We start from the raw sequence: 15,011 nt of genomic DNA, 5'->3' as shown, positions 1-15,011 counted from the left end.
CTAGCGGGGTGGGAAACTCAGCCCCAGCCCGTCGCCCTCGGCGGCGAGAACCTCGAAGCGGGCGAAGAGTTCCTCCGAGTACCAGCCGTCCCGCCGGGTGCGGGTGATGGCCTCGCGGTGTCCAGCGCCCGCGTAGGCATAGGCTTTCACGCTCGCGGCGTCCCGCCACACGCTGAAGGTGGCCTGGGAGAGCAGGGGAATGTCGCCCAGACCCAAGGTCAGGAGGAGGCCGGGGTGGGCGTGCAGCCCGTCCTGGGAGGCGGGCACGGCGGACCAGAAGGCCCGCATCCGGGTCGGGCGGATCGCCGCGCGGGTGAGGACGGCAAGGGGGCCGGTGGGGGCGTCGGCAGTGGGAGAACCGAAGGGTTCGCGGCCCCCCCATTGTCCCTTTGACCGCAGCGGGCGCAAGAGGAGGGTGCCGCTCTCTGTCAGGTGCGCCCGGTCCCGCTCACGCCACGGGGACGCCTCGAACTCCCGAAAGGACGCCTCGTCTGTCCACACCGCCAGCCGCGCCCAGCGGCGGAAGTCCGCCCCCAGGGTGAGGTCGTCGCCCCGGCCCGTCCCCATGAGGCGGAAGAAGGTCAGGCCGGGCACCCGGCGCAGGTGGAGGGGGTCGCGACCCATCCGGGTCCAGCCGCGCCACGCCCCACGCGGGGAGTAGCGGTTGACCGTGAGGGTGACGAGGGGGGAAGGAACCACGGAGGGCAGTGTAGGCCGAGCGTCATCCCCGTCGCGGTGAGGGGGCGTACCTCTCCCCTATTCTCTGGAACGTGCATCTCGACGACCTGCCCGTGCTGCCCGCCTCGCCCGGCGTGTATATCTTCCGCAAGGGGGGCACGCCCATCTATATCGGCAAGGCGGTGAATCTGCGCTCGCGGGTGGTGCAGCACTTCAAGGCCGGGGGCAAAAGCGGCAAGTTCACGGCGCTCGCGGACACGCTGGAATTCATCACGGCGCGGAATGAGGTCGAGGCGCTGGTGCTGGAGGCCAACCTCATCAAGCAGCACCGCCCGCACTACAACGTGCTGCTCAAGGACGACAAGCACTACCCGTTCCTGAAGCTGACGAACGAGGACTTCCCCATGCTGGTCGTCACCCGGCGGGTATTGAAGGACGGGGCGAGCTACTACGGGCCGTACCCGGATGCCTCCGCCGTGCGGCGGGTCAAGCACCTGATCGACACGATGTTTCCGCTGCGGAAGAACTCGGGGCTGCCCCTCCAGAAAAAGCCCCGGCCCTGCCTGAACTATCACATGGGCCGCTGCCTGGGGCCGTGCGTGGACGCGGCCGACCCCGGCGAGTACCGGCGGGTCGTGGAGGACGTGCAAGCACTCTTGGAGGGCCGCGCGGCCCCGGTGCTGGCCCGGCTGCGCGAGGACATGAAGGTGGCGGCGCGGGCGCAGGATTTCGAGCAGGCGGCGCGGGTGCGCGACCGGGTGAACGCGGTGGAGAAGCTGTTTGGGACCGAGCAGCACGCCTTCGTGTCGGAGGAGACGGACCTCGACTTCCTGGGGGTGGCGCAGGCGGGCGAGTACGCGATGGTGCAACTGTTCCGGATGCGCGGCGGACGGGTGGTGGGACGCGACAAGCGCTTCCTGACCGACGCGGAGGGGGGCGGCGACCTCGGGGAGATTCTGGGAGCCTTCGTGCAGGACTACTACGCGCAGGCCACGCACGTGCCGCCGCTGATCCTGCTGCCCGCCGACTTCGAGGACGCGCCCGCGTGGAGTGCGCTGCTCAGCGAGCGGGCCGGGCGCCGGGTGGAGATGCGGACCCCCAAGCGCGGGGACAAGGTGGACCTGGTGGACATGGCGCAGCGCAACGCGCAGACAGGGCTGGAATCCGAACTCGCGCTGCTAGAGCGCCGGGGCGACCATCCGGGGCTGGACGCGTTGCGGGAAGTGCTCGCGCTGCCCGAGCGGCCCTGGCGCATCGAGGGCTACGACAACTCCAACCTGTTCGGAACGAACATCGTCTCGGGCATGGTGGTGTTCGAGGGCGGGCGGTCGCGCCGGGGCGAGCACCGCCGCTTCAAGGTGCGCGGGCTGGAGCAACCCGACGACTACGCGGCGATGAACCAGACGATCACGCGCCGGTTTACGGGGTCGCTCTCGGACAAGCTGCCGCTGCCGGACCTGATCCTGATCGACGGGGGGCGCGGGCAGGTCAACGCGGCGCTGGACGCCTTGAAAGCCGCCGACGTGCGGGTGCCGGTGGTGGGCCTCGCCAAGCGGGAGGAGCGGATCGTCCTGCCGGGGCGCTACGGGGCGCAGTGGTGGCTGGACTCGGGGACCGAGATCGGGGTGGACCGCGAGCTGCTGCTGCCACATACGCACCCGGCGCTGCGGGTCTTGATCGGCGTGCGCGACGAGGTCCACAACTACGCGGTGACGTACCACCGCAAGCTGCGCGGGGAGGGGATGCTCCGGTCGGTCTTCGACGACCTGCCGGGCATCGGGCAAAAAAGGCGGGACGCGCTGCTGGAGCACTTCACCAGCCTGGAGGACCTGGCCTCCGCGCCCGTCGAGCAGATCGCGCGGGTGCCGGGCATGTCGCTGCGGGCGGCGCAGAGCGTGAAGGACTTCTTGCAGGCGCGGACGGCGAACGGGACTCCGGCGTAGGCCACAGCGAAGCGCCCCCTGCTTCAGTGAAGGGGGCGTTCTGCGTTCGGGCGGCCGGTCATGCGGGCCGCAGGCGGGGGCGGAGGCTCAGGCGGGCGAGGAAGGCGGGACGGGGGGCCTGGGCGGCGCGGGCCTCCCGGACAGCGCGGTCGTGCTGGGCCTGATCGCGGAGAGCCTGGGCATGCTGAGCGAAGAGTTCGGGGGAGAGATGCATGGGAGCTTCCTTTCGGCCGGGGGGCGTGTTCCTTCTCGGCTGCCCCCATGGTGCGCCCCTGGCCCCCACCGGGGCATCGGCGGGGTGGCGGGGGCGCGGTGGGCCGAATGGCGCAGGCGGGCCTACGCCGTTGCCCCCGCCTCCTGCCCCAGGCCGAAGGCGGCATGGACGGCGCGGGTGGCGGTGTCCACCTCGGCGGCGTCGATGGCGACGCTGATGTTCAGCTCGGAGGAGCCCTGGCTGATCATCAGGATGTTCACGTCCTCCCCGGCCAGGGCGGAAAAGAGGCGGGCGGCCACGCCCTTCTGCCCACGCATCCCGGCTCCCACGATGGCGAGGACCGCGACGCCAGGCTGCTCTTCGACCCTCAGCTCGCCCATCATGCCGCCGCGCAGGGCCGCGAGGGTGCGGCGGGCGTCGGCGCTCTGGACGGCGAGCGAGACGTTGCTCATGGAACTGCTCTGGGACACCATCAAGAGGGTGATGTTCTCGCGGGCGATGGCGGCAAAGAGGCTGGCGACGACCTCCGGCACGCCCAGGACGCCCGCCCCGGTCACGTTGATCAGGCTGACATTCCGGATGGCGGTGACCGCCTTGACGGGGTGGCCAGGGTCGGGGTCGGCCTCCAGCCCGACGAGGGTGCCGGGAAAGTCGGGGTCGGCGGCGCTCTTGACGCGCAGGGGGATACCGCTTTCCTGAAGCGGCGTGACCGCGAGGGGGTGCAGCACCTTGGCCCCGAAGTAGGCCAGTTCCATCACCTCGCCGTAGCTGAGGCGCTCGATGTTGCGGGCGCCCGGCACCACGCGGGGGTCGGCGCTCATCACGCCGTCCACGTCCTTCCAGGCCCAGACTTCGTCGGCGTGCAGCGCCTTGCCGATGATGGTCGCGGAGAAGTCGGTGCCGCCGCGCCCCAGGGTGGTGATCGCCCCCTCCTCGTTCTCGCCCATGAAGCCCGCGACGACCGGGGTGATTCCGGCGTCGAGCAGCCCGCCGAGGCGGTCGCCCACGCGCTCGTAGCTGCCGGGGAGGGGCCGGGCGTTGCCGAAGTGCTCGTCGGTGACGATCCCCGCCTGCCCCCCGGTGAGGTGGTGGGCTTGATGGCCCTGCGCGGAGAGGGCCAGGGCCATCAGCGGCGCGGAGAGGCGCTCGCCGAAGGCCACGATCAGGTCGCGGCTGCGGGGGGTAAGTTCGCGCAGGAGGTAAACGCCGTAGACGGCCTGCCGCAGGGTCTCGTGCAGCTCGCGGATCTCGCGCACGGTGGCCGAGTCCGGGGCCGCGCCGAGGTCCTGCGCGGCCGTGAAGTGACGGGTGCGCATCGCGGCGATCTCATCGTTGGCCGAGGCGATGTCGCCGCCCTGGGCGGCCTCGGCGAGCCGCAGCAGTCCGTTCGTCACGCCCGCCATCGCGGAGACGACCACGACGACCTTCACGCCCTCCCGGATGGACCGGGCCGCGAGGGACGCGCTGTGGCGGATCGCCGCCGCGTCCTGCATGTTGGTGCCGCCGAACTTCATCACCAGGAGGGAATGCGCCATATGACGGGCATCATAAGGCCCGCTCCGGCGGGTTGGGGGGACTGGGCGCGGGCGGCGGACTTTCCACGAAGGGCTACAGAACACGCGGCGGGGGGCGGGCACCATGACCCCATGACGCGCTCGCGTGGGAGGGCAGGGGGGCTGCTGGGACTGACATTGGCAGGGCTGGCGCTGGCCGCGCCCCGGCCCTACACGGCGGCGAACGGCACCGCGACCTTCGAGCACCGGGTACGCATCGTCAATGTGCGGGGCACCATCGCGGGCGTGACGGCGCAGGTGCAACTGGACCCGGCCGACCTCGCGGCGACGCGGGGCAGCGTGACGGTGCCGCTGAGCGAGCTGAAGACGGGCATCGGGCTCCGCAACCGGCACGCGCAGGGCGAGGTTGCGCTGAACACGGCGCGGTATCCCAACGCGACTTTCGTGCTGGAGAGGCTGACGGGCGGGCGACTGCTGGAGGGCCAGACCCTGAACACCACGGCCAGCGGGCGCCTGACGGTCAAGGCCACCACCCGGTCTCTGAATGTGCCGGTCAAGGCGACCCTGCGCGGCGGGCGGGTGGAGGTCAGCACCCAGTTCAAGTTCAATCCCTATGACTTCGACGTGCGCTATCCCGGCAGCAGCGACCGCGTGACGGTGGACGTGACCTTTACCCTCGCGGCGACGCCGTAGCTCTCCCAGATTCACCCTTCCTTCGGTATCCAGCCCCCACCTCGGCCGGGCAGGCGGGGGTGGGTTACATTTGTGGGTGGCGTGGCGCGTCCGCGAGGGGCGGGCGGCCGCCGGTTCACGAGGAGGCAGCAACATGAAAGTAGGCATCAACGGCTTCGGCCGCATCGGGCGTCTGGTGTTCCGCATTCTGGTCGAGCGGGGCATTGACGTCGTGGCGATCAACGACCTGACCGACAACAAGACGCTGGCAACCCTGCTGAAGTACGACTCGACCGCCGGGAAGTTTGGCGGCACCGTCGAGTACGACGAGGAGAGCCTGACCGTCAACGGCAAGAAGATTCATGCCCTCGCCGAGCGCGACCCCGCGGGCATCAAGTGGGGCGAGATGGGCGTGGACATCGTGATCGAGTCGACGGGCATCTTCACCGACCGCGAGGGCGCGGGCAAGCACATCGCGGGCGGCGCCAAGAAGGTGCTGATCACCGCCCCCGCCAAGGGCGAGGACTTCTCCATCGTGCTGGGCGTCAACGAGCAGGACTACGACCCGCAGAACCACCACATCATCTCCAACGCGAGCTGCACCACCAACAGCCTCGGCGCCCCCATGAAGCTGCTGGACGAGGCCTTCGGCATCGAGAAGGCGATCATGACCACGGTGCACTCCTACACCAACGACCAGCGCGTGCTGGACCTCCCGCACAAGGACCTGCGCCGCGCCCGCGCCGCCGCCGTGAACATCATCCCGACCTCGACGGGCGCGGCCAAGGCCGTCTCGCAGGTCTACCCCGCGCTGAAGGGCAAGTTCGACGGCACCTCGCTGCGCGTGCCCACCCCCACGGGGTCGATCAGCGACGTGACGGTGATCCTGGGCCGCGACGTGACCGCCGACGAGGTGAACGCGGTGTTCCGTCAGGCCGCCGAGGGCAGCCACAAGGGCATCATCGCCTACACCGAGGACCCCATCGTGCTCTCCGACATCGTGGGCGACGCGCACTCGGCGATCATCGACGGCGGCCTGACGATGGCGATGGGCAGCCTCGTCAAGTTCTTCTCGTGGTACGACAACGAGTGGGGCTACTCCAACCGCATCGCGGACCTGGTGGAACTGGTGCAGGAGAAGGGCGCTTGATACGGACTCCGGTGGAATCGTTGACGAAGTGATTCCATCCGAGCGGACGCGAGAAGGAGAAACGGCGGGTTCCGGGAGATGGATGGACTTCCGGTGGTGTCCCGGAAGTCAAGGAATCGGACGGAATCCGTAGAACACACTTTCTGCGGTCAGTCGTCAGCGTTCAGCCGGGGTGCTGACGGCTGATGGCTGACCGCTTCCAGGAGGAACCATGCAGACCCTCGACCAACTGAATGTCCAGGGCGGGCGCGTCCTGGTGCGGGTGGACTACAACGTGCCCGTGAAGGACGGCGCGGTGCAGGACCGCACCCGCGTCACGGCGAGCCTGACCACCCTGCGCGAACTGCTGGACGGCGGCGCGAGCGTCGTGTTGATGAGCCACTTCGGGCGGCCCAAGAACGGGCCGGAAGCGAAGTACAGCCTGGGACCGGTTGCGCCCGTGCTGGAGGAGGAACTGGGGCGGCCGGTGCGCTTTATCGCCAGCCTGCCCGGCAGCGACGAGACGCTGGAGGCAGTGCGGCAACTCCAGCCCGGCGAGGTCGCGCTGCTGGAGAACGTGCGCTTCGAGGCGGGCGAGGAAAAGAACGACCCCGCGCTCAGCGAGCGGCTCGCCCGACTGGGAGACGCCTTCGTGCTCGACGCCTTCGGAAGCGCCCACCGCGCCCACTCGTCGGTGAGCGGGGTGGCGGCGCTTCTCCCCCACGCGGCGGGGCGGCTGCTTCAGCGTGAGGTGGAGGCGCTCTCGCGGCTGACGGGCGACGCCGAATCGCCCTACGTGGTCATCATCGGCGGGGCCAAGGTCAGCGACAAGATCAAGGTGATCGAGAACCTGCTGCCGAAAGTCGACCGAATGCTGATCGGTGGCGGGATGATGTTCACCTTCATCAAGGCGCGGGGCGGGCGGATTGGCAACAGCCTGGTGGAAGACGATCAGGTCGAGTACGCGCGGGGGCTGCTGGCGGAGTACGGCGAGAAGCTGATGCTCCCCACGGACGCTGTAGCTGCCGACAGGTTCGCCGCCGACGCGCAGACCCAGGTGGTCCCCGCCGACCAGATTCCCGACGGCTGGATGGGCCTGGATATCGGCCCGGACACGCAGCGGGCCTACGCCGAGGCGCTCCGGGGCGCGAAGACCGTCTTCTGGAACGGCCCGATGGGCGTGTTCGAGTTTGGGGCGTTCGCGGCGGGGACCAATGCGGTCGCGGCGGCGGTCGCCAGTCTTAAGGATCAGGCTTACACCGTGGTGGGGGGCGGCGACTCGGTCAGCGCGATCAACCGGAGTGGCCGCGCCGATCAGATCGACCACATCAGCACGGGGGGCGGGGCCAGCCTGGAACTGCTCGAAGGCAAGGCGCTCCCCGGCGTGGAGGCGATGAAATGACGGCTGCACCTGTGGGGCCGCGCACGCTGCTGGCCCTGAACTGGAAGATGAACAAGACCCCCACCGAGGCCCGCGCCTGGGGCCGCGAGCTGGCCGGGGAGTACCGCCGGGGGACGGCGGAAGTCGCGGTGATGGCCCCGGCGATCAGCCTCTACGGGCTGAAGGAAGCCCTGCCCGGCGGCGTGGACATCGGCGGGCAGGATGTCAGCGCCCACGAGTCCGGGGCGTACACGGGCGAGATCAGCGCGGCGATGCTGCGTGACGCCGAATGCACCTACGTCATCGTGGGCCACTCCGAGCGCCGCGAGTACCACGGCGAGACGGACGCGGACGTGGCGGCCAAGGCGCGGCAGGCGCAGGCCCACGGGCTCACCCCCATCGTCTGCGTGGGCGAGGGCCTCGATGTGCGCGAGCGCGGCGAGCATGTGGCGCACACGCTGGGGCAACTGCGCGGCAGCCTGGAGGGGGTGGACGAGCGCGTCGTGATCGCCTATGAGCCCGTCTGGGCCATCGGCACCGGCAAGACGGCCACCGCCGGGGACGCCGAGGAGATGGCTGCGGCCATCCGGGGCGCCCTGCGTGACCAGTACGGCGACCTCGCGGACGGCCTGAGCGTACTGTACGGCGGCAGCGTCAAGCCGGACAACGTGGCGTCCATCTGCGGGCAACCCAACGTGAATGGGGCGCTCGTCGGCGGCGCGAGCCTCCAGGTGGGGGACGTGCTGGGGATGCTGTCGGCGCTGGAATAACGAACTGGGGAGGTTTGCCTCCCCTTCCTATTGCGGCTATAAGTGATTTGTTTCACGATCAATCTGGTCGTGAAATTTTTGCCTGTTTGATACATTCGCTTTTTTCAGTTGGTCTGATTCCGCGCCTATACTTCCCCTCGTGACTTTGACGAGCAGCATTGGTGACCTGCGGCAGCATGTGGGCGAGACGGTGACTCTCAGCGCCTGGTTGACCGACAAGAGCGGCAAGGGCAAGATCCAGTTTCTGAAGTTGCGCGACGGCACGGGCTTCGTGCAGGCGACCGTGTTCAAGAACGACGTGCCCGAGGAGGTCTTCGAGGCGGCCAAGCGGCTCACCCAGGAGCAGGCCCTCACGCTCGTGGGCGAGGTCCGGGCCGACGAGCGGGCGCCGGGCGGGGTCGAACTCGCGGTGCGGGACCTCTCCCCCATCTCGGAAAACCGGGACGAGTACCCCATCACGCCGAAGGAACACGGGATCGAGTTCCTGCTCGACCAGCGGCACCTGTGGCTGCGGCACCGCCGACCCTGGGCGGTCGTGCGGGTGCGCGACAGCGTGCAGCGGGCGGTGATCGACTTCTTCCACGGGGAGGGGTTCGTGCGCTTCGACGCGCCCTTCTTCACGCCGAACGCCGCCGAGGGCACGACCGAGCTGTTCGAGATCGACCTGTTCGGGGAGGACAAGGCGTACCTCTCCCAGACGGGCCAGCTCCACGCCGAGGCAGGCGCGATGGCGTTCGGTAAGGTCTACACCTTCGGGCCGACCTTCCGCGCGGAGAAGTCCAAGACGCGGCGGCACCTGCTGGAGTTCTGGATGGTGGAGCCGGAGGTCGCGCCCAGCAACCATGCCGAGAACATGGCGCTGCAGGAGCGGCTGGTGAGCTTCATCGTGCGGCGGGTGCTGGAGGAATGCTCGGCGGAACTGGCGCTGCTGGGCCGCGACGTGGCGAAGCTGGCGGGCGCCGCCGAGGGGAACTACCCCCGCGTCACCTACACCGAGGCGCTGGAGATCATCCGGCGGCACATCGAGGACGGTGACCTGCCCGACAACGTGCAGGAAGGCGTGCAGCCCGTGGAGTGGGGTGACGATCTGGGCGCCCCGCACGAGACGATCCTGGGCCACCACTTCGACCGCCCGGTGATGGTCGAGCGGTACCCGGCGGCGATCAAGGCCTTTTACATGCAGCCTGACCCGGAAGACGATCGGCTGGCCCTGTGCGACGACATGATCGCGCCGGAAGGCTACGGCGAGATTATCGGCGGCTCGGAGCGCATCCACGACTACGACCTGCTCCGGAGCCGCATCGAGCACGAGGGGCTGCCGCTGGAGGCCTTCGACTGGTACCTCGACCTGCGGCGCTACGGCTCGGTCCCGCACGCGGGCTTTGGCATGGGGCTGGAACGGGTGATCGCCTGGATCACCGGGATTGACCACATCCGCGAGGCGATTCCCTTTCCGCGCATGCTGACGCGGATGACGCCTTAAGGGAACTTGGCCGGGGGAAGCCCCGGCTTCTCTTCTCCCATGTAAGTGAAAGTATTCACGATAAGCTTGGTCGTGAAATTTTTGTTTCTTGGTGGTTTTGCGACTGCGCTAGATTTGGGCCATGATCGCGTACTGCGAGGTAAGTGCCTTTACCGACACGCCGGGCTACGGCAACCGGGCGGGGGTGGTGCTGGACGCGGATGGACTGACCGAAGGGCAGATGCAGGCGCTGGCGGCGTTTCTGGATGTGCCGGAAACCGTGTTCGTGACGCGGTGGGGGGACGGCACCGCGCGGGTGCGGTACTTCACGCCGACGCAGGAGATCGACTTCTGCGGTCACGCGACGGTCGCGCTGGGGCTGCGGCTGGCGCAGGAGGGGCGCTGGGCGGGCGAGGCACTTGCGCTGGAGACGCTGGTGGGGCGGGTGCCGCTGCGACTGGAGCGGGGCACGGCGGGCGACTGCCGGGTCTGGATGGCGCAGCGGGCACCGGAGACGCGCCGGGTGGGGCGGGAGATGCGGCGGGAGTTGGCGGCCGCCCTGGGGATCGACGAGCGGATGATTCACCGGGGGCTGCCCCTGGCGGCGGCGAGCACCGGGCTGTGGAGCGTGTTCGTGCCCGTCATCGACCGGCTGGTGCTGGACGGGATGGAGCCGGACCTGGCCGCTATCCACCGGCTGTCGGACGCGCTGGGGGTGAGCAGCGTGTATGCCTACGCGCCCGTGGGCGTGGGACGCTTCGCGGCGCGGGATTTTGCCCCGGCGGTGGGGATTCCCGAAGACCCGGTGACGGGCAGCGCGGGCGGGGCGCTGTTCGCGCTGCTGGCCGGGGAAGGGGCACTGCCGGTGCGCTCGGGCCGGACCTGTGGGGTGGTGTACCAGGGACACAGCCTGGGCACCCCCGGCGAGGTGGAGGTCGAGATCACGGTCGAGGGCCAGCGGGTGCGGGACGTGCAGGTGGGGGGCTGCGCGGTCCTCAACCACGAGGGGGAGTGGGTGCCGGGGCGCTGAGGCCTGGGCCGAGCGGCCGTGGGTGAACCCGCGTACACTGCCCGGATGCTCGGCCTCCTGTGCGTGGATGTGGACGGAACCCTGATCGGCTCGGACAACACGGTCCGGGAGGACGTGTGGGCGGCTTTGGCCGACGCGCGGGCGCGGGGAATGCGGGTCGCAGTGTGCAGCGGGCGGCCCGCCTTCGGGAACGCGCTGGACTATGCCCGGCGGCTCGACCCGGACGGCTGGCACGTGTTCCAGAACGGGGCGTCGGTGGTCAACGTGGGGAGCGGCGAGAGCCTCAGCGAGGGGTTGCCGGAAGAGGGGCTGGCCCTGCTGCTCGGGCGGGCGGAAGCCACCGGGCGGCTGCTGGAGGTCTACACCGACCGGGACTACGGCTTCACGGTGCCGGGGAACCTCGCGCGGCGGCACGCGGAGTTGCTGGGGCTGACCTACGAGGTGAGATCGCCCCAGGAGCTGACGGGCACACGGGTGCGGGCACAATGGGTGGTGCCGCACGCCGAGGGACCGGGGGTACAGGCCGAGCCGCATCCGGGGCTGGACCTGCACCCGGCGGGCAGCCCGGCGATGCCGGACACGCTGTTTGTGTCGGTCACGCGGGCGGGCGTGAGCAAGGGCAGCGCGGTGACGCGGGTGGCGGAAGCCTACGGGGTGCCGCTCTCGCGGGCGATGATGGTGGGCGACGGGCACAACGACGTGACGGCGATGCGGGTGGTCGGGCATCCGGTGGCGATGGGCAACGCGGACGCGGAGGCGCGGGCCGCCGGGCGCTGGCACGTCGGGCATGTGGACGCGGGGGGGCTGCTGGAGGCGGTGGAACTGGCGCTGCGGCTGTAGCCCGTCAAGGACGGAGGCCGCGTGCCAGACCGCCGCGCCAGAACAGGTCGATGCGGAAGGGCCGCGCCGTGACCTCACCGAACCCCGCCGCCTCCAGCAGAGCGGCCAGTTCCGGCACCGTGTAGACCCGCACAAGTTCGCGGTCATTCAGTGCGACGAGGCGGACGAAGCCGGGCAGGGCGTTGGGAACGTAGTCCTGCAGGATGAGCGTTCCGCCAGGCCGCAGCACCCGCCGCCACTCGCGCAGGGCGGCGGGCGGGTCGGCGAGGTAGTGCAGGACGTTCAGGCAGGTCAGGGCGTCGACCGAGGCGTCCGGCAACGTGAGGGCCTCGGCGGGGCAGGCGAGCAGGGTCACGTCCTGTCCGGCGGGGGTCCGTGCCGCCACTCCGCGCATGCCCGCGCTGGGCTCGGCGCCCACGAGCCGTGCCCCCGGAAAACGGTCGCGGGCCAGGGCGAGCAGGGTCCCTGTGCCGCAGCCCACGTCGAGCAAGGTGCCGGTTCCCAGGGGTGGCAGCACGCTCAGCACCTCGCGGGCGGTGCGCCGGGCGTAGCGGCCCCAGAGGCGGTCGTAGCTCGCGGCGAGGCGGTCGTAGGCTCCCATCCCCGTCAGCGTACGTCGGTGAGATGAAGCAGGGCGCGGCCCCTCCCCCTCTGTTAGCCTGCCTCCCGGATGGCGACGGTCACGGAACTGAGGGACAAACTGCGCCGCCCCCTCGCCGCCGAGCTGGCGACGGGGTGCGCGGACCGGGTGGTAGCGGGCGGGGTCGAGCGGCTGCTCGCCTCGCCGCTGGCCGGGCCGTTTCCGGGAGTGCGCGAGGCGCTGCGGGGCTATGCGGAGCTGGACGTGGGCGCCAGGGCCGAGGCACTGGAGCGGGCGCTGGCGCTGTTGGACGGGGCGGAGAAGAAGGCGGCCCCGCGCCCCGCCGCCCGGCAGGCGCCCCCGGCGGCGGCTCCGGGCGAGCGGCTCCCGCTGGACGCCGAGGTCACGCGGCTGGACACCGGGCCGGGGGGTGCCCGCAAGCTGACCTCGCTGGGGCTGCATACCGTGCGGGACGTGCTGCACGCCTACCCTCACCGCCACGAGGACCGCCGGGCGCTGCCGGACCTCGCGGAAGTCGAGGAGGGGCAGAAGGTCACGGTCGAGGGCACGGTGATCGCCAAGAACCGCCGCAAGCCCAAGCCGAACATGCTGATTCTGGACGTGACGCTGGAGACCCCCTCGGGCGGGCGGGTCAAGGCGTCGTGGTTCAACCAGCCGTGGGTGGAGCGGCAGCTCAGGGAAGGAGCGCGGCTGTTCCTGACCGGGCGGGTGAAGCGGTTCGGGCGCAGCGTGCAGCTCGGGGTCGAGCATCTGGAGACGGTAGAGGACGCGCGGGAGAGCCTCAGCACCGGGCGGATCGTGGGGGTCTACGACTCCAAGGACGGCATCTCGCAGGAGTTTCTGCGGCGCTCGGCGTTCCGGGCCTTGCAAGCGGCGCCGCTGGACGACTACCTGCCCGCGCACTGGCGGCGCGAACGCGGGTTAACGGACCTCGCGGACGCCCTGTGGGGCATCCATTTTCCGCGCGACGAGGCGCAACTGGAGCGCGGGCTGCACCGGCTGCGCTTTGACGAGTACCTCTTTCTGGAGCTGCGGATGCTGCTGCAGGGCGAGGACGCCGTGCTGCTGGGCAAGCGGTTTCAGGCGACCTCGGACGATATCGCCCGCTTCGAATCGGCGCTGCCCTTCTCGTTCACGAACGCGCAGCGGCGGGTGCTGCTGGAAATCACCGACGACATGCGTTCGGAGCGGCAGATGGCCCGGCTGGTGCAGGGCGATGTGGGCAGCGGCAAGACGGCGGTGGCGGCGTGTGCCCTCTACCTCGCGGTGCGCGACGGGTACCAGGGGGCGCTGATGGCGCCGACGGAGATTCTGGCGCGGCAGCACTACGCGAATCTGGTCGGATATCTGGGCAAGCTCGACGTGCGGGTGGGCCTGCTGATCGGGGCGATGACCCCGAAGCAGAAGCTGGAGATGCAGACGCGCATCGCGTCGGGCGAGGTGGACGTGGTAGTGGGCACCCAGGCGCTGATTCAGGAGAACGTGCGCTTCGACAACCTGGGCCTCGCGGTGGTGGACGAGGAGCACCGCTTCGGGGTGATGCAGCGGCGCAAGCTGCTGGCGGGCCGCCCCGACGTGCTGGTGATGTCGGCCACGCCGATTCCGCGCAGCCTCGCGCTGACCGCTTACGGTGACCTCGAACTGTCGGTGATCGACGAGCTGCCGCCGGGCCGCACCCCGGTCGAGACGAAGCTGATTCAGGACACGCACCGGGCGCAGGCCTACGGTTTCGTGATGCGGCAGATCCGGGAGGGGCGGCAGGCCTTCGTGGTCACCGCCTTGATCGAGGAGAACGAGAATCTGGAACTGCTGGCGGCCACGCAGCTCGCGGACGACCTCAAGGTCATGCTGCCGGAAGCCCGGATTGACCTGCTGCACGGCAAGATGACGGCGGCCGAGAAGGAACATGTCATGGACCGCTTCCGCGCCCGCGAGTTCGACGTGCTGGTGTCCACGACCGTGATCGAGGTGGGCGTGGACGTGCCCAACGCCAGCGTGATGGTGATCGAGAATGCCGAGCGGTTCGGACTGGCGCAGCTTCACCAGCTCCGGGGACGGGTGGGGCGGGGGAGCGCCAAGAGTTACTGCGTGCTGATCGCGGGCGAGCACTCCAAGAAGACGCGGCAACGGCTCAAGATCATCGAGGGCAGCACGGACGGCTTCGTGATCGCGGAGGCGGACCTCAAGCTGCGCGGCCCCGGCGAGATTCGCGGGACCCGGCAAAGCGGGATTCCCGACCTGCGGCTGGGTGACCTCGCCAGCGACGTGGAGATCATCGAGCAGGCGCGGGCGCTGGCGAAGCACATCCTCGCGCACGATCCGAGGCTGGAGCATCCCCGGTTGGGGTATCTGCGCTCGGAGTTGCAGAACCGCTCGCAGAGCGTGGCGTTCCGCGAGGTGATCTGAGGGTGGTCAGCCTCCGGCGCCCAGGGCACGCCGCCACACCGAGATCACCCCGGCCACGATCAGAATCCCTCCCAGGCCGATCACGATGGGTTGCCCGCTGTCCCAGCCGAGGTAGGCCATCAGCAAACCGCCGAGAAAGTAGAAGAGGCGGCCTCCCAGGAAGGCCAGTGTGTGGATCAGGAACGCGGCGAGTTCGGACATGCCCCAGCGTACCGGGCGACTGGGGCGCAGCGGGCCGCAAAGTGGCGGGGCCGTGACAAGCCTGTGACACGCACTGGCTATGCTGGACCCATCAGCACAACCTAACAAGGCGGGCCGGGTGAAGTCCGTCAGGGTGCCGGACGCGGCCGACTTCTCGTGGGGTCGGCCGG

General features: G+C 69.9%; 14 protein-coding genes. 9 read left to right on the top strand and 5 right to left on the bottom strand.

Annotated features, from left to right (window positions below):
- Complete coding sequence (locus C3K08_RS06520) at positions 1-699, bottom strand: spheroidene monooxygenase (protein ID WP_104990572.1); 699 nt, start codon at positions 697-699, stop codon at positions 1-3.
- Between the two features lie 71 nt (positions 700-770).
- Between C3K08_RS06520 and uvrC the strand changes: the two genes are divergently transcribed.
- Complete coding sequence (uvrC, locus tag C3K08_RS06515) at positions 771-2,621, top strand: excinuclease ABC subunit UvrC (protein WP_104990571.1); 1,851 nt, start codon at positions 771-773, stop codon at positions 2,619-2,621.
- A 58-nt stretch (positions 2,622-2,679) separates the two neighbouring features.
- Here the strand turns inward: uvrC and C3K08_RS18255 are convergent, their stop codons facing one another.
- Positions 2,680-2,835 (bottom strand): hypothetical protein, encoded by a 156-nt coding sequence (locus tag C3K08_RS18255; protein ID WP_199777056.1) that lies wholly within the window; start codon positions 2,833-2,835, stop codon positions 2,680-2,682.
- 122 nt (positions 2,836-2,957) lie between these two features.
- The gene (locus C3K08_RS06510; protein WP_104990570.1) at positions 2,958-4,370 is read right to left on the bottom strand and encodes an aspartate kinase; all 1,413 of its coding nucleotides are present in this window, start codon (positions 4,368-4,370) and stop codon (positions 2,958-2,960) included.
- 111 nt (positions 4,371-4,481) lie between these two features.
- On the opposite strand from C3K08_RS06510, the gene C3K08_RS06505 reads away from it, so the two are divergent.
- The 7 genes from C3K08_RS06505 (at position 4,482) to C3K08_RS06475 (ending at position 11,633) form a co-directional block, all read left to right on the top strand.
- Positions 4,482-5,042, top strand: coding sequence for a YceI family protein (locus tag C3K08_RS06505; RefSeq protein WP_104990569.1), 561 nt, complete (start codon positions 4,482-4,484; stop codon positions 5,040-5,042).
- Between the two features lie 133 nt (positions 5,043-5,175).
- Positions 5,176-6,171, top strand: a complete 996-nt coding sequence (gene gap / locus C3K08_RS06500; protein ID WP_104990568.1) for a type I glyceraldehyde-3-phosphate dehydrogenase — start codon at positions 5,176-5,178, stop codon at positions 6,169-6,171.
- Between the two features lie 211 nt (positions 6,172-6,382).
- Entirely contained in the window at positions 6,383-7,552 is a 1,170-nt protein-coding gene (gene pgk, locus C3K08_RS06495) for a phosphoglycerate kinase (protein WP_104990567.1), read from the top strand.
- Positions 7,549-8,301, top strand: a complete 753-nt coding sequence (gene tpiA, locus C3K08_RS06490; protein WP_104990566.1) for a triose-phosphate isomerase — start codon at positions 7,549-7,551, stop codon at positions 8,299-8,301. Before pgk ends, tpiA begins: the two co-directional genes overlap by 4 nt.
- Before the next feature lie 145 nt (positions 8,302-8,446).
- The gene (gene asnS / locus C3K08_RS06485; protein ID WP_199777030.1) at positions 8,447-9,784 is read left to right on the top strand and encodes an asparagine--tRNA ligase; all 1,338 of its coding nucleotides are present in this window, start codon (positions 8,447-8,449) and stop codon (positions 9,782-9,784) included.
- A gap of 121 nt (positions 9,785-9,905) precedes the next feature.
- Positions 9,906-10,793, top strand: a complete 888-nt coding sequence (locus C3K08_RS06480; RefSeq protein WP_104990564.1) for a PhzF family phenazine biosynthesis protein — start codon at positions 9,906-9,908, stop codon at positions 10,791-10,793.
- 45 nt (positions 10,794-10,838) lie between these two features.
- Positions 10,839-11,633 (top strand): HAD hydrolase family protein, encoded by a 795-nt coding sequence (locus C3K08_RS06475; RefSeq protein WP_104990563.1) that lies wholly within the window; start codon positions 10,839-10,841, stop codon positions 11,631-11,633.
- Positions 11,634-11,637: 4 nt separating this feature from the next.
- Here C3K08_RS06475 and C3K08_RS06470 read toward each other — a convergent pair whose 3' ends face one another.
- The gene (locus tag C3K08_RS06470; RefSeq protein ID WP_104990562.1) at positions 11,638-12,234 is read right to left on the bottom strand and encodes a class I SAM-dependent methyltransferase; all 597 of its coding nucleotides are present in this window, start codon (positions 12,232-12,234) and stop codon (positions 11,638-11,640) included.
- Between the two features lie 69 nt (positions 12,235-12,303).
- On the opposite strand from C3K08_RS06470, the gene recG reads away from it, so the two are divergent.
- Positions 12,304-14,640 carry an ATP-dependent DNA helicase RecG gene (recG, locus tag C3K08_RS06465; protein WP_104990561.1) on the top strand — a complete coding sequence of 779 codons (2,337 nt, stop codon included), beginning with the start codon at positions 12,304-12,306 and terminating at the stop codon, positions 14,638-14,640.
- A gap of 6 nt (positions 14,641-14,646) precedes the next feature.
- On the opposite strand, the gene C3K08_RS06460 is transcribed toward recG, so the two are convergent.
- Positions 14,647-14,841 (bottom strand): hypothetical protein, encoded by a 195-nt coding sequence (locus C3K08_RS06460; protein ID WP_104990560.1) that lies wholly within the window; start codon positions 14,839-14,841, stop codon positions 14,647-14,649.
- Positions 14,842-15,011 lie beyond the last annotated feature (170 nt).

This window comes from Deinococcus sp. NW-56 (genome assembly GCF_002953415.1).
GTDB lineage: Bacteria > Deinococcota > Deinococci > Deinococcales > Deinococcaceae > Deinococcus.
Note: the sequence above shows the minus strand (reverse complement) of the source record. Positions and strands in the feature narration are given on the sequence as shown.